Raw genomic sequence first — 22,054 nt, forward strand, 5'->3', positions numbered from 1 at the left:
GGGTCGTCCGCTTCCCGTCCCCAGTTGACCGGATCCCCGTGCCGACCCAAGGTGTCGGTCGTACCGTGGGCCGCGACACGTCAGGACGAAGGAGACTCAGGTGGCGGACAACGAACAGCACGACGACGGCGGCACGGCGAACATCGGTGTCGTCGGTCTGGCGGTGATGGGGTCGAACCTGGCCCGCAACCTCGCCTCGCGCGAGGGCAACACGGTCGCGGTGTACAACCGCACCTACGCGCGCACCCAGGAGTTGCTGGACGAGCACGGCGACATGGGGTTCATCGCGTCCGAGGACATCGACGGCTTCGTCGCGTCGCTGTCGAAGCCGCGCACCGCGATCATCATGGTGCAGGCGGGCAAGGGCACCGACGCCGTCATCGAGCAGCTCGCCGACCGTTTCGAGGAAGGCGACATCATCGTCGACGGCGGCAACGCCAACTTCCACGACACCATCCGCCGCGAGCACGACCTGCGTGAGCAGGGCCTGAACTTCGTCGGCACCGGCATCTCGGGTGGCGAGGAGGGCGCGCTGAAGGGCCCGTCGATCATGCCCGGCGGCTCGGACGAGGCGTGGGAGACCCTCGGCCCGATCCTGAAGTCGATCGCCGCGGTGGCCGAGGGCGAGCCGTGCGTGACGCACATCGGTACCGACGGCGCCGGTCACTTCGTCAAGATGGTCCACAACGGCATCGAGTACGCGGACATGCAGTTGATCGCCGAGTCCTACGACCTGCTCCGTCGTGCCGGCGGACACTCGGTCGACGAACTCGTCCAGATCTACGAGAAGTGGAACGAGGGCGACCTCGAGTCCTACCTGATCGAGATCACCGGCGAGGTCCTCAAGCAGCAGGACGCCGACTCCGGGAGGCCGCTCGTCGACGTCATCCGCGACGAGGCCGGGTCCAAGGGCACGGGTGTGTGGACGGTGCAGAACGCGGTCGGGCTCGGCATCCCCGTCTCCGGCATCGGTGAGGCGGTCTTCGCCCGCGCGGTGTCCTCGAAGCCGTCGCAGCGCGCAGCCGTCCAGCGCTCCGTGACGAGCCGACCGGACGTGGTCGACGTCCCCGACACGTTCGAGGACGACGTCCGGGCCGCGCTGTACGCGTCGAAGGTGGTCGCGTACGCGCAGGGCTTCGACCTCATCATCGCCGGGGCGAAGGAGTACGACTGGGACATCGACCTCGGCGCGGTCGCGAAGATCTGGCGCGGTGGCTGCATCATCCGCGCCCAGTTCCTCAACCGCATCGTCGAGGCGTACGACAAGAACCCCGCGCTCGAGAGCCTGCTGGTCGACCCGTACTTCGCGGACGCCGTCGCCGAGGGCGAAGCGGCCTGGCGTCGCATCGTCGGCATCGCCGCTGCGTCCGGCATCCCCGCCCCGGGGTTCTCGTCCGCGCTGGCGTACTTCGACTCGCTCGCGTCCGATCGACTGCCGGCGGCGCTCATCCAGGGGCAGCGTGACTTCTTCGGAGCGCACACCTACCAGCGCGTCGACAAGGACGGCACGTTCCACACGCTGTGGTCCGAGGACGGCCGGCGCGAGGTCGAGCAGGAACCCTCCACGCACTGACCCGGTCGGGCAGCAGGCCCCGTCGGACGGCGGGGCCTGCTGCCGCCGGGTCGGCGGGGCGTGCTCCCGCCCGGCCGGAGGAGGCAGCTGCCGCGGCCGGTCGGTCGATCCGTTCGGCCCCGGGGCCGGACACGGGCGACGCGGTCAGGCCACGATCCGCTCCCGCGCGAGGTCGGCGACGAGTCGCTCGAGCCGAGGTCCCCGTCCGAGCAGCCGTCGGGACCCGGGCGACGAGCGGACGAAGAACGTCGCGACGGCAGCGGAGTCGTCCGGTCGGACGTAGTGCATCGCCACGGCGCTCGCGTCGCGCTCCCCCGGGACGTCCTCGACCCCGACGTGCACCATCCGGCTCCAGCGGATCACGAGCAGCCGCGTCGCCCGGCGCTCCTCGAGTTCCCAGAGCGACGCCTCGGTGGCTCCGAACGCCCAGGTCACGCGCTCGCCCAGGGTGGCCTCGGGGCGGGCCCGCAGCACGTCCTGTCGCAGTTCCGGTGTCGGCGCCGCGGGGACCAGCCAGACCGTCGGGTCGATGCGACGGATGGCCAGTGCGAGCGCTTCGTCCGCGCGTCGCCGACGGATCGCGCGGGCGCGGACGACGGCGACGACGAGCCCGACCACGCCGACGGAGATCGCGACGAGCTCGGCGATGCCGAGGAACGCCAGGTCGGTCTGCGGCGCTGCCGCCACGACCACGATGCGGCTGACGACGAGCGCGGTCCAGACACCGACGAGGGTCCACCGCAGGACCGCGAACCGGCGGCCAGCGCTCCCCGGCGTCCGCGGCCGGTGCGCGCGGCGGCCGCTGGGCACGCGGTCTGGTCGGTCCAACACGCTCCCGATCCTCGCACGGCCGCGGTCGGCGGCGCTGTCCCGGAGCACGACCGACGAACCCGGCGCGGAGCGGGACCGAGGCGTCCACCGCCGTGCTGTTGTCAGCCCATCCGCGGTGGCGCCGACCTACGCTGCACGGGTGAGCACGTCAGCGGCACCGACCACCGAGCAGGCACCGACCCCGACCCCGGTCCGTCGCCCGGCCCTGCTCGCCGCGGTCTGCGGCGTGATCGCGATCGCCGCGTTCCTGGCGGTCGCCGAGCTCGGAGCGCTGCTGCTCGGCGGGGCGGGCAGTCCGCTGGTGGCCGTCGGCTCCGCCGTGATCGACCTCGCTCCCCCGGCGGCGAAGGACCTGATGGTCGGCCTGTTCGGCACCGGGGACAAGGTCGCCCTCTTCGTGCTCATGGCCGTGGTGACGGCCGCGGTCAGCGCCGGCGCCGGTGTGCTCGAACGTGCCCGGCCGCCGTTCGGCGCGCTCGTCCTCGCGGCCGGTGCGGTCCTCGCGCTGGTCGCCGTCACCACCCGCTCGGGCAGCGGCACGTGGGACGGAGCGCCCACGGTCCTCGGCGTCGCAGCCGCGATCGTCGTGCTCCGCGTGCTCCTGCGCCACCTCCGCCGGTGGGAGGCAGCGACCGCCGTGCCGTCGGCCTCGCCCCGCTCCGCGGCGACCGAGCGGCGCACCTTCCTCGTGTGGAGCACGACGACGGCCGTGGCGGCCATCGTCGTGGGAGGAGCGTCGCGAGCCGGCACCGCGGCGGTGCAGGCCGCCGCAGCGGCACGGCGGGCGGTCCGGCTGCCCCGTGCGGCGACGACCGCGCCCGCCGTTCCCGGGGGCGCGTCCCTCGACGTCGACGGGATCACGCCCTACGTCACCCCGAACGCCGACTTCTACCGGATCGACACCGCGCTGCGGGTCCCGTCCGTCGACCCCGCGGACTGGTCGCTCCGCATCCACGGCGCCGTCGACCGCGAGGTCGAGCTGACGTGGGACGAGCTGCTGGCGCTCCCGCTGCAGGAGCACATGGCCACGCTCAGCTGCGTGTCGAACGAGGTCGGCGGCGACCTGATCGGCAACGCGCTGTGGCTGGGCTACCCGATCCGTGAGCTGCTCGCTCGTGCGGGTGTCCAGGACGGTGCCGACATGGTGCTGTCCCGCAGCATCGACGGGTTCTCCGCGGGCACGCCGCTGGACGTGCTGCAGGACGAGGGCACGGCTGCGCTGCTCGCGATCGGGATGAACGGCGAACCGCTGCCGGCCGAGCACGGGTTCCCGGTGCGGATGGTGGTGCCCGGGCTGTTCGGGTACGTCTCCGCGACGAAGTGGGTGACGGAGCTCGAGGTCACCCGCTTCGCCGACGCCCAGGGCTACTGGACACCCCGCGGGTGGTCGGAGCGCGGGCCGGTGAAGCTCGAGTCGCGGATCGACACCCCTCGCGGCGGTGCCTCGGTGACCGCCGGGCAGCAGGTCGCGGTTGCCGGCGTCGCGTGGCAGCCGCACACCGGCGTGAAGGCCGTGCAGGTCCGCATCGACGACGGCGCGTGGCAGGACGCCACGCTCGCCGACTCCGTCTCGGCCGACACCTGGCGACAGTGGGTGTACCGCTGGACGCCCGACGCCGGCTCGCACACGATCCGGGTCCGGGCGGTCAGCGCCGACGGTCAAGTGCAGACGAGCGTCGAGCGGCCGCCGGCGCCGAACGGCGCGACCGGGTGGCACACGGTGCAGGTCAGCGCCGGCTGACCCCGGCGGACGAGTGTCAGGCGGGCAGCTCCGCGACGATGCAGGTGCCCTCGACCTGCTCGTCGGACTCGACCGTCACGGTGAACCCGGCGCCCTCGAACAGCGCAGCGGACTGCGGCGCCTGCGTCGACGAGACCTCGATGACGACCGCGCCGCCCGGGCACAGCCACTCCCCCGCTCCCGCGGCCACTCGCCGGTGCACGTCGAGCCCGTCCGGTCCACCGTCCAGCGCGATGCGCCGCTCGTGCTCCCGCGCCTCGGCCGGCATGGTGGCCAGCGCGTCCGACGGCACGTACGGTGCGTTCACCGCGATGACGTCGACGACACCGCGGAAGCGCTCGGGCAACGGCGCGAACAGGTCGCCCAGGACGACGATCCCCCGGTCGCCGATGTTCTCCGCCGCGACGTCGACGGCGTCCGCGTCGATGTCCGCCGCGACGAGGTCGAGTGCGCCGACCCGTCCGAGCAACGCCACCGAGATCGCCCCGACACCGCAGCACAGGTCGACGACCCGGTCGTAGCGGTGCAGGCGTCGCGCGGCCTGCTCGGCGACGACGGTGGTGCGGGTCCGCGGCACGAAGACCCCCGGGACGACCCGGACACGGTGCCCGTCGAACGCGGCCCAGCCGAGCACGACCTCGAGCGGTTCACCGTCGAGTCGCCGCTGCACGAGCCCGCGCAGCTTCACGGGATCGCCGTCGCCGGCCTCGAGCAGCAGGTCGGCCTCGTCCTCGGCGAACACGCTGCCCGTCGCACGCAGACGGGCAGCCAGGGCAGCGCGTGCCGGGTGGACGGGAGGCACGGCTCAGCCCGCCGGCCGGGTCACGCCCGACACGCGCCCGGTCCGCCTACGCGGCACCGTCGAACATGGAGGTCACGGACCCGTCGTCGAAGACCTCGTGGATCGCGCGGGCGATGAGCGGCGCGATCGGCAGGACCTCGAGGCGGTCCCAGCGCTTGTCCTCGGGCAGGGGCAGCGTGTCGGTGACGACGACGCGGTCGATGAACTCGCTCTGCAGCAGCTCGGTGGCCGGGTCGGAGAACACGGCGTGGGTCGCCGCGACGACCACGCCGGTCGCGCCGGCGTTCTTGAGCGCCTCGGCGGCCTTCGCGATGGTGCGGCCGGTGTCGATGAGGTCGTCGACGAGCAGGCACACGCGGCCGGAGACGTCACCGACGATCTCGTGCACGGACACCTGGTTCGGCACGAGCGGGTCGCGCCGCTTGTGGATGATCGCCAGCGGAGCACCGAGCTTCTCGGACCAGATGTCGGCGACGCGCACACGGCCCATGTCGGGCGACACCACGGTCAGGGTCTTCGGGTCGAGGATCTGCTGGAAGCGCTCGAGCAGGACGGGCATGGCGAACAGGTGGTCCACGGGGCCGTCGAAGAAGCCCTGGATCTGTGCGGCGTGCAGGTCGACGCTCATGATGCGGTGGGCACCGGCGGCCTTGAACAGGTCGGCGACGAGCCGGGCCGAGATCGGCTCGCGCCCGCGGCCCTTCTTGTCCTGGCGCGCGTAGGGGTAGAAGGGCGCGACGACGGTGATGCGCTTCGCCGAGGCACGCTTCAGGGCGTCGACCATGATGAGCTGCTCCATGAGCCACTCGTTGATGGGCGCGGTGTGCGACTGGATGACGAACGCGTCGCAACCGCGGACCGACTCGTCGAAGCGGGCGTAGAGCTCACCGTTCGCGAAGGTCCGGGCATCGGTCGGCACCAGGTCGACTCCGAGCTCGTCGGCGATCTGCGCCGAGAGTTCCGGGTGCGCCCGGCCCGACACGAGGACGAGTCGTTTCTGGCCCGTGGTCTTGATTCCGGACAAGTGCGGTGCTCACTCCCTGACCCGCTCGGGGTCGTCTCGATCGACCCGACCGCCGTCAGATCTGTTCGCCGTGCGCGCGCCGAGCCGCCTCGGCCGCCGGCGAACCGGGTCGGTGTTCCTCGACCCATCCGTCGGTGTTGCGCTGCGGGGCGTAGCTGATCGCCAGCGACCCGGCCGGTACGTCCTTGCGGACGGTCGTACCCGCGCCGGTGTACGCCCCGTCACCAATCCTAACCGGGGCGACGAACACGTTGTGCGAGCCCGTGCGGACGTTCGAGCCGACCTCGGTGCGGTGCTTGTGCACGCCGTCGTAGTTCGCGGTGATCGTGTTGGCCCCGATGTTCGAGTCCTCGCCGACCTCGGCGTCACCGATGTACGACAGGTGCGGGACCTTGCTGCCGCGGCCGATCACCGCGTTCTTCGTCTCGACGAACGTGCCGATCTTGCCGTGCTCGCCCAGGACCGTCCCCGGTCGCAGGTAGGCGAAGGGACCGACCGTGGCGCCGTCGCCGATGACCGCCAGCGTCGCGTCGACACGGTTCACGACCGCGCCGGCTCCGACCTCGGTGTCGCGGAGCGTGGTGTCCGGTCCGACCACCGCGCCGGCGGCGATCGCCGTCGCCCCGACGAGCTGCGTGCCGGGGAGGATCTCGGCGTCGGCCTCGACGGTGACGTCGACGTCGATCCACGTGGTCGCCGGGTCCTGCACGGTGACACCGGCGAGCTGGTGCCGACGGACGAGGCGGGCGTTGAGCTCACGCGCCGCGTCGGCGAGCTGCGCGCGGTCGTTGATGCCGGCGACGAGCCACGGGTCGGTCAGCGTGACGACGTCGATCGCTCCCCCGCGCGCGGCGACGAGCGACGGGACGTCGGTGACGTACTTCTCGCCCTGCGCGTTGGCCGTGGTGAGCGAGGGCAGCACCGCACGCAGGTGGGTCACGTCGAACGCGTAGATGCCGGCGTTCGCCTCGGTGATGGCCCGTTCGGCCTCGGTGGCGTCCTTGTGCTCGACGACGCGCACGAACGCCCCGGCGGCGTCGCGGACGACCCGGCCGAGCCCCGTCGGGTCCGGGGCGATCGCACTGACCAGGGTCACGGCGTTGCCGGCGTGCGCGTCCACGAGGCGTCGGAGCGACGCCGTGTCGAGCAGCGGGACGTCCCCGGAGAGCACCACGACCGAGCCGTCGAAGTCCGCCGGGAGCGCCTGCACCGCGACCTCGACGGCGCGTCCGGTGCCGGGGACCTCGTCCTGGTCGACCACGATCGCCCCGGGGGCACGCTCGGCGACCTCGGCCGCGACGCGCTCGCGCTCGTGCCGCACGACGACGGCGACGTGCTCCGGCTCGATCGAGGACGCCGTGCGCAGCACGTGCGCCAGCAGGGGCAGGCCGGCGAGGCGGTGCAGCACCTTCGGGGTGGACGACTTCATGCGCGTGCCCTGCCCGGCGGCGAGGACGACGACGGCGATCCGCTGGTCGGTCATGCACCCATCCTGGCGCATGTGCTCCGACCGGGTGCTCGACCCGCACCGGCAGCGCCGGCCCGGCGTGGGGCTAGCGGACCGTGCGCTACGCCCGCGCGGGCTCCCGCTGCACGAACGCCATGAGCACGAGGCCCGCGACGAGGACCACGACCACGCCGATGATCCCGTACCGCGTCGAGCCGCCGACCGTCACCGCGATGCCGAACAGCGCCGGCGCGAGGAACGACGCCGCACGCCCGGTCGTCGCGTAGAGGCCGAAGAGCTCGCCCTCGCGTCCCGGGGTGGCGAGTCGTGCCAGGTACGCCCTGGACGACGACTGCACCGGCCCGACGAAGATCGCCAGCGTGAGCCCGAGCACCCAGAACCCGGCCGTCGCGCTCCCGATCAGGAACACCCCGATGCCGGTGAGCGCGAGCCCGACGAGCGCGACCGTGATGACCGCCCGGGAACCGAAGCGGTCGTCGAGCCGCCCGGAGGCGAAGGTCGCGACACCCGCCACCACGTTCGCCGCGATCGCGAAGAGGATCACCTGCGACGGGCTGAAGCCGAACACCTGCGCGGCGACGATGCCGCCGAAGGTGAAGACCGCACCGACGCCGTCGCGGAACACGGCGCTCGCGAGCAGGAAGACCAGGACGTTGCGGCGTTCCCGCCACAGCCGGGCGACGTGCCGTCCGAGGTCACGGTAGGCGCTGAGCAGACCGCCCGTGCGCGAACGGTCCGGCGCCGCCTCGGGCACGGTCAGGAAGAGCGGGACCGAGCTGACCGCGAGCCACACCGCGGCGATCCCGATCGCGACCCGGACGTCCCACGACCCGGACGCGACGGTCGACGGCAGCTGCAGCAGGCCGGCGACGCCCTCGGTGCCGAAGTCCTGGATGCAGAGCAGGAGCAGGACGACGAGCAACACGATCCCGCCGAAGTACCCGGCGGCCCAGCCGATCGCCGAGACGCGTCCGGTCTGCGGGCCCGACGCCACCTGGCCGAGCATCGCGTTGTAGCCGACGGTGGCGACCTCGTACGCGACGGTCCCGATGCCGAGGAGCGCTGCGCCGAGCACCAGGTACGGCTGCTGCGGCGCGACGAACACCATCGCCCCGATCGACAGCGCCACCCCGATCGTCCCGATGAGCACGGACCGGCGGCGGTGCCCGGACGAGTCCGCCAGCCGCCCCACCGCGGGTGCGACGAGCGCCACGACGATCCCCGCCAGGGTCAGGGCCGTCGACACCGTCGCGGCGTTGTGCGCCAGCTCCCGCTCGACCGTCTGCGCAGCGGCCGTCGACGAGTCCTCGGCAGCGACGAGCCGCGGGTCGACGAACGCCCGACTCGCCAGGTAGGTGCTGAAGACGAAGGTGGTGACGACGGCGGTGAACGCCGAGGACCCCCAGTCCCAGAGCGCCCAGGACACGAGTGCCCGCCGGTCGGTGCGTCGCGGCACTGCCGCCGCCGGTGTCGCGGTCATGGCCGAACCGTAGCGCGTCGCGGTGTCGCGGCGGGGCCGACCCGGCCACGGCTCGCCGTGGTGACCGGACGACGGACGGGAGGACGGCACCCGCCGGCACCGCGCCTCCCGTCCGTCGACCGCTCACCGGACGGCGCGACCCCGCGTCGCGCACGTCGGCTCGCGTCCTCACGCGCCCGCGGGCACGCCGTTCGGGTAGACGACGGACTTGAGCGAGGCCGGGTCGGTGTCGCTCTCGAGGGCCTCGCGGACCGCGTCGAGTCCGAAGCGCCCGGTGACGAGCGCGTCGAGGTCGACCTGGCCCGAAGCGACCAGACCGATCGCGACCGGCCAGGTGTTCGTGTAGCGGAAGATGCCGGTGACCGTCACCTCGAGGTTCTGGATGTGCTCGACGGGCAGCACCATCTCGGAGTTGCCGAGGCCCACGAGCACCGCCGCGCCGGCCGGTCCGACGGCCTTGATGCCGTCCGAGACGGCACGGGGCGCACCGCTGGCGTCGATGAAGGCGTCGACGGGGACGATGTCCGACGTGACGTCCACCGAGACGGGGTCGACGACCTCGGTGGCGCCGAAGGACAGCGCACGCTCGCGCCGCTCGGGGACGAGGTCGCTGACGACCACGCGGGTCGCGCCGAACGCCCGGGCGACCTGGGCGCAGATGACCCCGATCGGACCGGCACCGGCGATCAGGACGCTCGAGCCGGGCACGATGCCGGCCTTGCGCGCCGCGGCGATGCCGACGGACAGCGGCTCGAGCAGTGCGCCGGCCTCGAAGGACACCGTGTCGGGCAGGGCGTGCGCGAACTCGGCCTCGATCGTCACGTACTCCGCGAAGGCACCGTCGACCGGCGGTGTCGCGTAGAAGCGCATGTGCGGGCAGAGGTTGTAGCGGCCGGCCAGGCACTGCGCGCAGCGGTGGCAGGGGCGCTGGGGCTCGACGGCGACGCGCTCGCCGACGCGGGCGGGGTCGACGCCCTCGCCGACCGCGGCGATCGTGCCGGAGAGCTCGTGGCCGAGGACGAGGGGCTCCTCGACGACGAAGTCGCCGATGCGGCCGTGGCGGTAGTAGTGGACGTCGGAGCCGCAGACGCCGACGGCGGCCACGCGGACGAGCACGTCGCCGGGGGCGACCTCGGGGACGGGGCGGTCCTCGATCGTCAGGTCCTCGGTGCCGAGCAGGACGCTCGCGCGCTGGGTGTCGGAGGTGGTGCTCATGCGGATCTCGCTTCCTCGACCGCGTCGTCGCGGTCGGCTGTGGTGTGGTCGGTGTCGGACGCGCGGGTCCCGGTCGCGCCGGTCGTGGTCGCGCCGCTCGGGCCGGTCGTGGTCGCGCCGGTCGTGGTCGCGCCGGTCGGAGTCGCGCCGCTCGGGCCGGTCGTGGTCGCGCCGGTCGTGGTCGGCAGCGTCCCGTCGCGCAGCAGGTCGGCGAAGCCGAGCTCGGCGGCGCCCCGGACGAGGACGTCACGGCCGAGCTCCGCCGGCACGATGCGCAGCCGGTCGGTCATCGCGGCCATCGTCTGCGCCCGGACGTCGTCCTCGACGCGGTCCCCCACGTGCCCGAGCAGCACGCCGAGGAACCCCCCGAGCACGACGACCTGCGGGTCGACGGTGTGGATGGCGTTCCGGATCGCCGTCGCGAGCGCGGTCACCTGGCGGTCCACGACCCGTTCGACCGCGTCGTGTCGCTCGGCCAGGGCGGCGGCGAGGGCGTCCAGGTCGTCGGGCGCGGTCCGGGTCACCGCGGTGAGGGCCCCGCGTGAAGCCTCGGTCTCCAGGCACCCGATCGCCCCGCAGTGGCAGCGGATGCCGTTCGCCGCGACGAAGGTGTGCCCGAGCTCGCCCGCGTACCCGTCCGCGCCGCTGAACGGGCGGCCGGCGCTGACGATCCCACCGCCGATGCCGCTGGCGCCGCCGTTGAGGTACACGAGGTCGTCGACGCCGCGCGCGCTGCCGTAGAGCCGTTCGGCCCACGCACCGACGTTCGCGTCGTTCGCCGCGCGGACGGGCAGCCCGAGACGCTCGGCGAGGGGCCCGGCGAAGGGCTCGTCCCGCCAACCGAGGTGCGGGGCGTCGCGGACGACCCCGTCCTCGACCCGGACGATGCCCGGGACAGCGACGCCCACGCCGACGAGCCGCAGTGCCGGATCGGCGCGTGCGGTCAGCGTGGCGAGGACACGGGCCACGGCGTCGATCGCTGCGGCGGCACCGGGCACGCTCGACTGCGGTTCGACGAGGCGGTCGCGCACGGTGCCGTCGAGCGCGACGAGCGCCACCGCGACGGCGTCGATCTCCACGGTCACCGCGGCGGCCACGACGTCGCGCGATGCCCGGACGACGGCGCTCGGCCGACCGACCCCGGCGGGACGGTCCGCCCCGGCTCCCGGGAGCTCCTCGTGCACGAACCCCTGCTCGACGAGCTCCCCGACGAGCGCCAGGACCGTCGACCGGTTGAGTCCCGTCCGACGGGTGAGCTCGGCACGGGTGACCGGCCCGCCCTCGTGCACGATGCGGAGGACGCGCGCGACGTTCCCGGGCGTGGTCGTGGCCGACCTGGCCATGGGTCCTCCTCGTGGTGGTGGTGTGGTGTGGTGTGGGGGGCCGAGTCTCGGCTCGGCGGACACCTTCGCGGGTTCGGCACCGCGGAACTGTCCGCGGTGCCGAGTCTCGCGGGTCCGTCCGTACCCGCGCGCGGCTCAGCGCGAGCGGGAGAACGCGGCGTCGAACGCGGCGTCCGGTGGGGCGATCGTCCCCAGGCGACGCACGAACGCGAGCGCCTCGGGGCCGCCGACGAGTCGGTCCATGCCGGCGTCCTCCCACTCGACGCTCGTCGGGCCGTCGTACCCGATGTGGTTCAGCACGCGGAACACCCGCTCCCACGGCACGTCCCCGTGCCCGGCGGAGACGAAGTCCCACCCACGACGGGGGTCGCCCCACGGCAGGTGCGATCCGAGTCGACCGTTGCGGCCGTCGAGCTGCTTCACCGACTCCTTGCAGTGCACGTGGTACACCCGGTCGGCGAAGTCGAGCAGGAACGCGGCGGGGTCGAGGTCCTGCCACACGAAGTGCGACGGGTCGAAGTTGAACCCGAACGACGGGCGGTCCCGGAACACCTCGAGCGCCCGCTTCGCGGTCCAGTAGTCGTAGGCGATCTCGGACGGGTGCACCTCGAGCGCGAAGCGGACGCCGACCTCCTCGAACACGTCGAGGATCGGCGACCAGCGGTCGTGGAAGTCCTGGTACCCGGCCTCGATCATCGCCGGGGGCACGGGCGGGAACCCGGCGACGGTCTTCCAGATCGACGACCCCGAGAAGCCGGTCACGGTCGACACCCCGAGCGCAGCGGCCGCACGGGCGGTCCACTGCAGCTCCTCCGCCGCCCGCTGCCGGACGCCCTCGGGGTCGCCGTCGCCCCACACGTGCGGCGCGAGGATGTCCTCGTGCCGCTGGTCGATCGGGTCGTCGCAGACGGCCTGACCGGTCAGGTGGTTCGCGATCGTCCAGACCTGCAGTCCGTTGCGCTCCAGGACCGCCTTCCGGTCGGCCACGTACGCCGGGTCCGTCGCGGCGCGTCGGACGTCCAGGTGGTCGCCCCAGCAGGCGATCTCCAGCCCGTCGTAACCCCACTCGCCCGCCAGCCGTGCGACCTCCTCGAAGGGCAGGTCCGCCCACTGCCCGGTGAACAGGGTCACCGGCCTGGTCGAGCGGCCGCCGCCGTCCGGCCTGGAGGCGCCGCTCGCCCCGGTCTCGCCGGTTCCGTCCGTCGTCGTCATCGTCGTCGTCCTTCCTCGCCTGTCGTGTCGTGTCGCGTCGTGCTGCTGCTGCTGCTGCTGCTGCTGCTGCTGCCGAGTCTGGCTCACCAGGACCCGGGGGTGGCACCGGCCGGCACGGTGTCGGGGCGGTCGACGCGCGACCGGACCTCGACCACGGTGTGCTCGCGGGCCGCGGTGGAGACCGCCTCCATCACCTCGAGCACGTGGAACGCGAGGTCGCCGGACGCGCGGTGCGGGCGATCCGTCGCGATCGCGTGCGCCATGTCGGCCAGGCCGTAGCCGCGTCCGGCGTCGGCGTACCCGGCGCTCGTCGGCAGGTCCCGCCACTCGCGGGTGGCGGCGTCGGCGATCGACACGGTGTCGGAGAACCGGTTCGGGTCGGGGACGCCGAGGGTGCCCGCGGTGCCGAACACCTCGAACAGCGGCGCCCTGGTGGCCCAGACCTCGAACGACACCGTGACGGTCGAGACGACGCCGTCCGCGTGCTCGAGGACGGCGACAACGTGCGTGTCGATGTCGACCCGGAGCGGGGTGCCGGCCGCGGGGCCGGTCGCGATGGTGCGCTCGCGGTCCGACCGGGTCGAGGCTCCGCTGACCCGGACGACCGGGCCGAAGAACGACACGAGGCTCGTCAGGTAGTACGGCCCCATGTCGAGCAGCGGGCCGCCGCCGGGCTGGTAGTAGAACGCCGGCGCCGGGTGCCAGAGCTCGTGCCCGGGCGCCGACCACGACACGGCGGCGCCGACCGGGGTGCCGATCGCGCCGCTGTCGAGCGCCTGCCGCGCCGTCTGGATCCCGGTGCCGAGCACGGTGTCCGGCGCGCTGCCCACCCGCAGGCCCGAGCGACGGGCGAGGTCGAGCACGGGGCGCGCCTCGGCCGTCGACATCGCCAGCGGCTTCTCGCCGTACACGTGCTTGCCGGCCTCGAGCGCCCGCGTGGCGATCTCGGCGTGGGCCGCCGGGATCGTCAGGTTGAGCACGACGTCGACGTCGTCCGCGGCGATCAGCTCGTCGACCGAGGAACCGCGGACGCCCTGCGTCTCGCCCACCGACCGTGCCCGGGCCACGTCGATGTCCGCGACGGCGGTGAGCTCGAGCCCGGGCAGTGCCGGGAAGTGCTCGAAGTACTGCTGGCTGATGACGCCGACCCCGACGACACCGACCTTCATCGGGCTGCCCACAGGAGTCCCCTCTCGATGATCGTGCGGAGCGGCTGCGACTCGACGACCTCGAGCCGGTGCCCGGGTGCCGAGACGAACACGCGTCCCTGCCCCCACTGCCGGGTCCAGATCGCCGGCGCGGTGACCGGACGGTTCCAGGCGTCGAAGTCCCGGGCCTCCTGCGTCGTCGTCGCCAGCACGTCGTTGTACTCGTCGGAGAGCACCCAGTACTGCTCGGTCACGAGGTCGAAGTCCTCGATGCCCTGCGTGATCGGGTGCTCGTGCCCGGCCTCGGTGATGTGCACCGTGTACGGGATGTAGTTGTCGGACTGCTCGCCGGTGCGCTCGGACGGGTGCTTGCCCGCGTGGTGCGCGAACTGCCCGCCGACCATGTGCAGGTAGTCGGCGGTGTTCCGGAAGGCGTCCGCGATCCCGCCGTGCCACCCGGCGAGCCCGGCGCCGCCGAGCACCGCCTGCTGCAGTCCCGCGAACTCGTCGTCGGCGATCGTCGACATCGTGACGACCTGGACGATCAGGTCGACGTCCGCCATCACGGACTCGTCGGCGTACACGGCCGTCGAGTCCGACACGCGGACGTCGAAGCCGTTGTCGCGCAGGAAGGGGACGAACAGGTCGGTGGTCTCGACGGGCATGTGCCCGTCCCACCCGCCACGGACGACCAGCGCTCGCTTCGTCGTGTCGGCCATCAGATCGCCGTCCAGGCGCTGCCGTCGGACGCGCTGCGCTCGACCGCGTCGAGGACGCGCTGCACGTGCAGGCCGTCGGCGAACGACGGCGAGGGGTCGGTGCCCGCGACGATCGCCCGCACGAGGTCGGCGACCTGGTGGCTGAAGGTGTGCTCGTAGCCGATGAGGTGCCCGGTCGGCCACCACGCGGCCATGTACTCGTGCTCCGGCTCGGTGACGAGGACGCGACGGAAGCCCTGCTCCCCCGCGGGCGCCGACGACTCGTACAGGCGCAGCTCGTTCATGGACTCGAGGTCGAACTGGATCGCGCCCTCGGACCCGCTGACCTCGAGCGTCAGGCCGTTCTTCCGCCCGGTCGCGTAGCGCGTGGCCTCGAAGGTGCCGATCGCACCGTCGGCAGCGCCGCCGGTGAGCCGACCGAGGAAGAACGCGGCGTCGTCGACGGTGACCTGTCCGCGCTCGCTCGACGCGGTGCCGGAGAGCCCGACCCCCTCGGCCATCAGCGGACGTTCGTGCACGAAGGTCTCGAGCGTGCCGGACACGGTCGACAGGTGTGCGCCCGTGACGTGCTCGACGAGGTCGATCGCGTGCGCACCGATGTCGCCGAGCGAGCCCGAGCCGGCGAGCGCCTTGTCGAGGCGCCACGTCATCGGGCCGTCCTCGTCGGACAACCAGTCCTGCAGGTAGAGCGCGCGGACCTGGCGGACCGTGCCGATCCTCCCGTCCGCCACCAGCTGCCGGGCGAACGCGATCGCAGGGACGCGGCGGTAGCTGAAGCCGACCATCGCGCGGACGCCGCGCTCGGCGGCGGCCTCCGCAGCGGCGGTCATCGCCTCGGCCTCCTCGACCGTGTTGGCGAGGGGCTTCTCGCAGAGGACGTGCTTGCCGGCCTCGAGGGCGGCGATCGCGACCTCGACGTGCGAGGAACCGGGCGAGACGATGTCGACGAGGTCGATGTCGGGGTCCGCCACCACCTGCCGCCAGTCCGTCGACGCGGCCTGCCACCCGTACTGCACGCGCGCTGCCTCGGTGCGCTCGGCGTCACGGCCGACCACCACGGCCATCTCGGGCTCGACGCCGAGGTCGAAGAACCGCGGTGCGGTCCGCCACGCCTGGGAGTGCGCCGCTCCCATGAAGCCGTGCCCGACCATGGCGACGCGCAGTCGTCCCGGTCCGTGTCCGTCCTGTGCCATCCACTCGCTCCTTTGCGATCCGGTGTTGCCAGGATCCACCCTAACGCTTATGTTGGGCGCGGCAACATTTTGTTTCGACGACGAACGGTGATCCACCATGGCAACGACGCCCACCCGCGACGACAAGTTCTCCTTCGGTCTCTGGACCATCGGCTACAACGGGTCCGACCCGTTCGGCGGCCCCACCCGTCCCGCGCTGGACGTGGTCGAGGCGGTCGAGAAGCTCGACGAGATCGGCGCCTACGGCCTGACCTTCCACGACGACGACCTGTTCGCGTTCGGCTCGACCGACGCCGAGCGCCAGGCGCAGATCGACCGGCTCAAGGGTGCGCTCGACTCCACGGGCATCATCGTGCCGATGGTCACGACGAACCTGTTCTCGGCGCCGGTCTTCAAGGACGGCGGGTTCACCTCGAACGACCGCGCCGTGCGCCGCTTCGCGCTCCGCAAGGTGCTCCGCAACATCGACCTCGCCGCCGAGCTCGGCGCGAAGACGTTCGTCATGTGGGGTGGCCGCGAGGGCTCGGAGTACGACTCCGCCAAGGACGTGCAGGCCGCCCTCGAGCGCTACCGCGAGGCCGTGAACCTGCTCGCCCAGTACGTCACCGACAAGGGCTACGACATCCGCTTCGCCATCGAGCCGAAGCCGAACGAGCCCCGTGGCGACATCCTGCTGCCGACCCTCGGTCACGCGATCGCCTTCACCGAGACGCTCGAGCGTCCGGAGCTCTTCGGCATCAACCCCGAGGTCGGCCACGAGCAGATGGCGGGCCTGAACTTCACGGCCGGCATCGCCCAGGCGCTCTACCAGGGCAAGCTCTTCCACATCGACCTCAACGGGCAGCGCGGCATCAAGTACGACCAGGACCTGGTGTTCGGCCACGGCGACCTGCAGAACGCCTTCTCGCTCGTCGACCTGCTCGAGCACGGTGCCCCGCAGGGCGGCCAGGCGTACGACGGCCCCCGCCACTTCGACTACAAGCCGAGCCGCACCGAGGACATCACCGGCGTCTGGGACTCGGCGCAGGCGAACATGCGCATGTACCTGCTCCTCAAGGAGCGCGCCCAGGCGTTCCGCGCCGACCCCGAGGTGCAGGAGGCCCTGTCCGCCGCGAAGGTCGACGAGCTCTCGACGCCGACGCTGAACAGCGGTGAGTCGTACGACGACTTCCTCGCCGACCGCTCGGCCTACGAGGACTTCGACGCCGACGCGTACTTCGGCGGCAAGGGCTTCGGCTTCGTGCGCCTGCAGCAGCTCGCGATCGAGCACCTCATGGGCGCTCGTGGCTGACGTCGTCGAGCGTCGGCTGGTCGCAGGGGTCGACTCCTCGACCCAGTCCTGCAAGGTCACGGTCCGTGACGCGGCGACCGGTGCGGTCGTCCGGGAGGGGCGCGCGTCCCACCCGGACGGCACCTCCGTCGACCCCCGCCACTGGTGGGACGCGCTCGGCACCGCGATCGCGGACGCCGGCGGGTTCGACGACGTCGCCGCCGTCGCGATCGCCGGGCAGCAGCACGGCATGGTCGCGCTCGACGCCGACGGTCACGTGGTCCGCGACGCACTCCTGTGGAACGACGTCCGCAGCGCCGACGCGGCCGCGCAGATGGTCGAGGAGCTCGGCCGGGAGGCATGGGTCGCCCGGACGGGGCTGGTCCCGGTGGCATCCTTCACCGGCACCAAGCTGCGGTGGCTCCGCGACGCGGAGCCCGACAACGCGGCGCGCGTCGCCGCCGTCGCGCTCCCCCACGACTGGCTGTCGTGGCGACTGCGCGGGTACGGCCCCGCCGACGAGAGCCCGCTCGGGCCGGACCTCGACGCGCTGGCGACCGACGGTTCGGACGCCAGCGGCACCGGCTACTGGGACCCGGTGCGCCGGGAGTACGACGCGGAGCTGTTCGAGCAGGCGCTCGGGCGTCCCTCACGGGTCGCTGCCGGACCGCACGACGGCGACGCGCACGCCGACGGCGACGGCCCGGTCGTGGTCCCGCGGGTCGTGGCGCCCGACGAGGCGATGGGCACGCTGGCGTCCGACGTCGAGCTGCCGGGCGGCGCCGTCGCCCGCGCCGGTCTCGTCGTCGGCCCGGGGCTCGGCGACAACGCCGGGGCAGCGCTCGGCCTCGGGCTCGGCCCGGGTGACGTCGCGGTGTCCCTCGGGACCAGCGGGACCGTCTTCGGCGTCACCGACACCGAGGTGACGGACCCGAGCGGGACCGTGGCGGGCTTCGCCGACGGGACCGGGTCGCGCCTCCCGATCGTCACCACGCTCAACGCGGCCCGCGTGCTCGAGGTGATCGGCGGACTCCTCTCCGTCGACCACGGCGAGCTCGGCGAGCTGGCGCTGCAGGCGCCGGCAGGGGCGGACGGGCTCGTGCTCGTGCCGTACTTCGTCGGCGAGCGCACCCCGAACCGACCGGACGCCACCGCCTCGCTCGTGGGCATGACGCCCGCGACGACCGACCGGGCGCACCTCGCCCGCGCCGCCGTCGAGGGCATGCTCTGCGCCCTGGCCGACGGCCTCGCCGCGGTCGTGGCCACCGGCGTGCAGGTGTCGCGGCTGCTGCTGATCGGCGGCGCCGCACGGAACGAGGCCGTCCGGGCCGTCGCCGCGCAGGTGTTCGGCCGCGACGTGTCGATCCCGGAACCGGGCGAGTACGTCGCCTCGGGTGCCGCTCGACAGGCCGCGTGGGTGCTGACCGGGAGCCTGCCGTCGTGGGAGGTCGCCGCGACGGTGGTGCCCGCGGACCCGCACCCCGAGGTGCTCGAGCAGTACCGCGCCGCCGCGCGCTGATGCGCTGAGGCGCGTCCACCTGGTGGAATCGGGCGTACCCGGTCGGAACTCCCGACCAGGTACGCCCGTTCCGACCAGGGACACCCGGAACGACCCACCACCAGCGAGGACCCCATGCCGCTCACCGACCTGCCCCTCGACCAGCTGCGCGCCTACCGCCCGACCGTGCGGCGGCCCGACGACCTCGACGCCTTCTGGACGGCCACCGTCGCCGAGGCGCGGGCGGCCGGCGCCGGGACCGAGCCCGTGCTCGTCCCCGCCACCACGCCGGTCACGGCGCTCGACGTGCAGGACCTGACGTTCCCGGGCTTCGGCGGCGACCCCGTCCGCGCCTGGGTCTCGCGGCCGGCGGACTCGACGGGCGACCTGCCCGCGGTGGTCGAGTTCATCGGCTACGGCGGTGGTCGCGGGCTGCCCGGCGAGCGGGTCGCGTGGGCGCTCGCCGGGTACGTGCACGTCGTGATGGACACCCGCGGGCAGGGCAGCGGCTGGGGAACCGGCGGCGACACCCCCGACCCGCACGGGTCCGGCCCGAACGGTGGCGGGTGGATGGCGAGCGGCATCGCCTCGCCCGCCGAGCACTACTACCGGCGGGTCTACACGGACGCCGTCCGACTCGTCGACGTCGTGCGGACACTGCCGGGCGTCGACCGGGACCGCATCGCACTGACCGGCGGCAGCCAGGGCGGCGGCATCGCGATCGCGGCGGCCGCCCTGGTCGAGGCACACACCGCGCCGCTCGTCGCCGTGCTGCCCGACGTCGCGTTCCTGTCCGACTGGGAGCACGGCACCGACGTCGCGACCGGCGGTCCCTACCTCGAGCTCGCCCAGTACCTCGCCGTGCACCGGGACGCGGTCGACACCGTGTGGGACACCGCGGCGTACTTCGACGGCGTGAACCTGGCCGCAGGCATCACGGCCCCGGCGCTGTTCTCGGTCGCCCTCATGGACGACGTGGTCCCGCCGCGCACGACCTTCGCTGCGTACAACGCGCTCGCGTCGACCGACAAGCACATCGAGGTCTACCCCTACAACGGCCACGAGGGCGGCGGCCACCGGCACTGGGAGCGGCAGGCCGCGTTCCTCGCTCGGCACCTCGGTTGATCAGTCGTAAAATTTAAAATGGTCCGATTGTCGACGTTAAAGTTAACACCGGAACACCGGAACACCGGAACACCGGAACACCGGAACACCGGAACACCGGAACACCGGAACACCGGAACACCGCGACGCGCACTGCACCACTGGTCCTCGGCGAGGAGGCGCAGACTGGTCCGCGCATGCGAACCGATCTCCGCACCCCCACCGCCACCGAACAGCACGGCGCAGCGGTCGACGACGCCGTGGAACTGTTCGAGGGCGTCTACAGCAGCCACGACATCAACATCGGACAGGCGGTCTCCGAGGGGTTCTCGTACCGGTACCGCGCGGTCGGCGACGACCAGGTGACCACCGCGACGTCAGCGGTCGCGGCGCACCGCTGGGGCACGATCAACCCGGGGCGCCAGTACACCCTGGCGTGGGCGACCGGGCCGGGCATGGTCCTCGACACCGACCGCCGTGACCGGATCACCATGCGGCCGAACGTCCCCGTCATGTACCCGGCAGGACGCCCGTTCACCTTCGACGCCGCCCCCGCGGTCCAGCACGTGATCCGCTTCGACGGCGCCTTCCTCGAGTCCGTCTCGGCTGCGGTCCGCGGTGACCTCCCCGGTCCGCTGGACCTGCGCGCGGAGGCCGACCCGGACGCGCTCCCCGCACTGCGGCGGACCATCGCGGGCGCCGCCACGACCCTGTGGGACCCGGGCGCCGACCCCGTCGTCCGCTCGGTGCAGCACCGTCGCGTCGCCGAGGCCGTCATCGGGGCGTTCGACGTGACCGCTGCGTCCGGCGTCACGGCCGCAGGACGGGGATCGGTGCGGGTCGCGCAGGAGTGGATCGCCGCGAACGCGCACCGCCCGCTCACCACTGCCGACGTCTGTCGCGCCACCGGGCTCAGCGCCCGCGGGCTGCAGGCGGCGTTCCACCGCGTCGGAGCCGCGAGCCCGATGCAGTTCCTGCGCGACGTGCGACTGCACCGGGTCCGTGCCGCGCTCGAGGCCGGGGACCCGACCACCACCACGGTCTCCGAGGTGGCGCAGGCGTGGGGGTTCGCACACCTCGGCCGGTTCGCGGGGACCTACGCCGGCGCCTTCGGCGAGCGCCCCTCGGACACGTTGCACCGCAGGGCCCGACGGGACACCGGTCAGTCGCCGAGCAGCGCTCCGACGGCGTCCACGACGACCTGACGGCGGCGCTGCGGCACGACCGCGGCGACCGGAGCGGACGCCTCGGGCCGGAGCGTCGACCAGACCTCCGCGAGCTGGACGACCAGCCCGTAGAGCACCGCGGGGCGGAAGCGCCGCGGAAGCACACCGGCGCGCTGTGCCCGCTCGACCTCGGCGACGGCGTCGGCGTACTGCTCGGCGAGCGCCTCGATCGGTGTCTCCGGCCGCTCGAGCCGGTGCCAGGTGGCGAGACGCTGCACCCAGGGACGCTCGACCAGGACGTCGTGCAGGCGTCCGGCCCACGCCGCCAGGTCGGCCGTGTCGAGCGGCGCGGCCTCGTGCACGGCCGTCAGCTCGCTCGTCAGCAGCGCGTCGAACAGGCCGTCCTTGCCCCCGAAGTAGTGGAACACCTGCGCCTTGTTGCTCCCGGCGTCGGCGGCGAGGCGCTCGATCCGCGCCCCGCCCAGCCCGTGCGCAGCGAACTCGTCGCGGGCGGCGGCGAGCAGGGCCGCACGCATCGCGTCGGCAGCGGGGGGTGTGAAGCGGGCCATGCCCGACACGGTACCGATCCGCGGCCCGGTCCCGCAGGCGACGCGGCGACCGGGGACGCAACGGGAGGCCCGTGGCGGCGTCGCCACGGGCCTCCCGTGCGTCTCGTGCTCGGGTCGGCTACTCCGCCGTCTCGTCGTCCTCTTCGGGGTTGAAGTGCGAGTCGTCACCGGCGAAGCCGGCGGCGACCCCCTCGGGGTGCGCGGGGATCGTGCCGTCCTCGCCGAGGCCGTCGGCCTTCTCGGTGCCCTCGGGGTCGTTGGTGGTGTCGCGGGGGTCGTGTGCGTCCGACATGGCGTGCTCCTTCACGGTGTGAGGAGTGTCACGGTACCCACGCTCCCCCGGGGTTCCCGGAGCGAGGTCGGATCCCGGACCTCCCGGTGCGGTCCGCGGCCGTGTAGCCTCACGAGCACCGACACCGGGAGGGGCGGCATGGGGCACTCGGACGACGACCGACCGTGGGGTGACGACGCGTTCGAGCATCCGCGGAAGCGCGGGTGGTTCGCGACCGCGGTGAGCATCGTGACCCGCTCCGTCACGGCCGTGGGCGCTGCGAGGAACGGCGCCCAGTCGCCGCGACAGCTGCCACTCGACCCACCGCCGGGTCGGTACGACCACCGCCCCTGACGGGGTCGTCCCGGTGTGGCGCTCCGGCCGCTCCGTGTGAGGTCTCGAGTGATCGCGGAGTGCGTCGACCGGC

At 73.2% G+C, this 22,054-nt stretch carries 19 protein-coding genes; 6 read left to right on the top strand and 13 right to left on the bottom strand.

The window, feature by feature from the left end:
- Nucleotides 1-100 precede the first annotated feature (100 nt).
- On the top strand, nt 101-1,573 hold the full coding sequence (gndA, locus tag Q9R28_RS09940; RefSeq protein ID WP_311205984.1) for an NADP-dependent phosphogluconate dehydrogenase: 1,473 nt from the start codon (nt 101-103) through the stop codon (nt 1,571-1,573).
- Between the two features lie 144 nt (nt 1,574-1,717).
- Here the strand turns inward: gndA and Q9R28_RS09945 are convergent, their stop codons facing one another.
- On the bottom strand, nt 1,718-2,404 hold the full coding sequence (locus Q9R28_RS09945; RefSeq protein WP_251155290.1) for a hypothetical protein: 687 nt from the start codon (nt 2,402-2,404) through the stop codon (nt 1,718-1,720).
- 139 nt (nt 2,405-2,543) lie between these two features.
- Here Q9R28_RS09945 and Q9R28_RS09950 point away from each other — a divergent pair, with 139 nt between their 5' ends.
- Nucleotides 2,544-4,145: a molybdopterin-dependent oxidoreductase gene (locus Q9R28_RS09950; RefSeq protein ID WP_311205985.1), complete on the top strand. Its 1,602-nt coding sequence runs from the start codon at nt 2,544-2,546 to the stop codon at nt 4,143-4,145.
- Between the two features lie 16 nt (nt 4,146-4,161).
- Here the strand turns inward: Q9R28_RS09950 and Q9R28_RS09955 are convergent, their stop codons facing one another.
- The 10 genes from Q9R28_RS09955 to Q9R28_RS10000 all read right to left on the bottom strand — a co-directional run bounded on the left by Q9R28_RS09955 (nt 4,162) and on the right by Q9R28_RS10000 (nt 15,749).
- Nucleotides 4,162-4,947, bottom strand: coding sequence for a putative protein N(5)-glutamine methyltransferase (locus Q9R28_RS09955; RefSeq protein ID WP_311205986.1), 786 nt, complete (start codon nt 4,945-4,947; stop codon nt 4,162-4,164).
- Between the two features lie 46 nt (nt 4,948-4,993).
- Nucleotides 4,994-5,971, bottom strand: a complete 978-nt coding sequence (locus Q9R28_RS09960; protein ID WP_066652469.1) for a ribose-phosphate diphosphokinase — start codon at nt 5,969-5,971, stop codon at nt 4,994-4,996.
- A 55-nt stretch (nt 5,972-6,026) separates the two neighbouring features.
- Nucleotides 6,027-7,454 carry a bifunctional UDP-N-acetylglucosamine diphosphorylase/glucosamine-1-phosphate N-acetyltransferase GlmU gene (gene glmU / locus Q9R28_RS09965; protein ID WP_311205987.1) on the bottom strand — a complete coding sequence of 476 codons (1,428 nt, stop codon included), beginning with the start codon at nt 7,452-7,454 and terminating at the stop codon, nt 6,027-6,029.
- An 85-nt stretch (nt 7,455-7,539) separates the two neighbouring features.
- Complete coding sequence (locus Q9R28_RS09970; RefSeq protein WP_311205988.1) at nt 7,540-8,919, bottom strand: MFS transporter; 1,380 nt, start codon at nt 8,917-8,919, stop codon at nt 7,540-7,542.
- Nucleotides 8,920-9,087: 168 nt separating this feature from the next.
- Nucleotides 9,088-10,134 (bottom strand): NAD(P)-dependent alcohol dehydrogenase, encoded by a 1,047-nt coding sequence (locus Q9R28_RS09975; protein WP_066652463.1) that lies wholly within the window; start codon nt 10,132-10,134, stop codon nt 9,088-9,090.
- Complete coding sequence (locus Q9R28_RS09980) at nt 10,131-11,477, bottom strand: ROK family transcriptional regulator (RefSeq protein ID WP_209683821.1); 1,347 nt, start codon at nt 11,475-11,477, stop codon at nt 10,131-10,133. Before Q9R28_RS09980 ends, Q9R28_RS09975 begins: the two co-directional genes overlap by 4 nt.
- A 135-nt stretch (nt 11,478-11,612) precedes the next feature.
- Complete coding sequence (locus Q9R28_RS09985; RefSeq protein ID WP_235426493.1) at nt 11,613-12,689, bottom strand: sugar phosphate isomerase/epimerase; 1,077 nt, start codon at nt 12,687-12,689, stop codon at nt 11,613-11,615.
- Between the two features lie 83 nt (nt 12,690-12,772).
- Nucleotides 12,773-13,870 carry a Gfo/Idh/MocA family protein gene (locus Q9R28_RS09990; RefSeq protein WP_251155295.1) on the bottom strand — a complete coding sequence of 366 codons (1,098 nt, stop codon included), beginning with the start codon at nt 13,868-13,870 and terminating at the stop codon, nt 12,773-12,775.
- Nucleotides 13,855-14,556: a ThuA domain-containing protein gene (locus Q9R28_RS09995; protein WP_311205990.1), complete on the bottom strand. Its 702-nt coding sequence runs from the start codon at nt 14,554-14,556 to the stop codon at nt 13,855-13,857. Before Q9R28_RS09995 ends, Q9R28_RS09990 begins: the two co-directional genes overlap by 16 nt.
- Nucleotides 14,556-15,749, bottom strand: coding sequence for a Gfo/Idh/MocA family oxidoreductase (locus Q9R28_RS10000; RefSeq protein ID WP_311205991.1), 1,194 nt, complete (start codon nt 15,747-15,749; stop codon nt 14,556-14,558). Before Q9R28_RS10000 ends, Q9R28_RS09995 begins: the two co-directional genes overlap by 1 nt.
- Nucleotides 15,750-15,846: 97 nt before the next feature.
- Here Q9R28_RS10000 and xylA point away from each other — a divergent pair, with 97 nt between their 5' ends.
- The 4 genes from xylA to Q9R28_RS10020 all read left to right on the top strand — a co-directional run bounded on the left by xylA (nt 15,847) and on the right by Q9R28_RS10020 (nt 20,826).
- Complete coding sequence (gene xylA, locus Q9R28_RS10005; RefSeq protein ID WP_311205992.1) at nt 15,847-17,040, top strand: xylose isomerase; 1,194 nt, start codon at nt 15,847-15,849, stop codon at nt 17,038-17,040.
- Complete coding sequence (locus tag Q9R28_RS10010; protein WP_311205993.1) at nt 17,033-18,538, top strand: FGGY family carbohydrate kinase; 1,506 nt, start codon at nt 17,033-17,035, stop codon at nt 18,536-18,538. Before xylA ends, Q9R28_RS10010 begins: the two co-directional genes overlap by 8 nt.
- Nucleotides 18,539-18,652: 114 nt before the next feature.
- Nucleotides 18,653-19,642, top strand: coding sequence for an acetylxylan esterase (locus Q9R28_RS10015; protein ID WP_311205994.1), 990 nt, complete (start codon nt 18,653-18,655; stop codon nt 19,640-19,642).
- A 176-nt stretch (nt 19,643-19,818) separates the two neighbouring features.
- Nucleotides 19,819-20,826 carry a helix-turn-helix domain-containing protein gene (locus tag Q9R28_RS10020; RefSeq protein ID WP_209683830.1) on the top strand — a complete coding sequence of 336 codons (1,008 nt, stop codon included), beginning with the start codon at nt 19,819-19,821 and terminating at the stop codon, nt 20,824-20,826.
- Here Q9R28_RS10020 and Q9R28_RS10025 read toward each other — a convergent pair.
- Complete coding sequence (locus tag Q9R28_RS10025; RefSeq protein ID WP_271826206.1) at nt 20,784-21,356, bottom strand: TetR family transcriptional regulator; 573 nt, start codon at nt 21,354-21,356, stop codon at nt 20,784-20,786. The two genes, Q9R28_RS10020 and Q9R28_RS10025, sit on opposite strands and share 43 nt — an antisense overlap.
- A 118-nt stretch (nt 21,357-21,474) precedes the next feature.
- Nucleotides 21,475-21,648, bottom strand: a complete 174-nt coding sequence (locus tag Q9R28_RS10030; protein WP_200884131.1) for a hypothetical protein — start codon at nt 21,646-21,648, stop codon at nt 21,475-21,477.
- Between the last annotated feature and the right edge of the window lie 406 nt (nt 21,649-22,054).

Origin of the sequence: Curtobacterium sp. BRD11 (assembly GCF_031844345.1) — a bacterium.
Lineage (GTDB): Bacteria > Actinomycetota > Actinomycetes > Actinomycetales > Microbacteriaceae > Curtobacterium.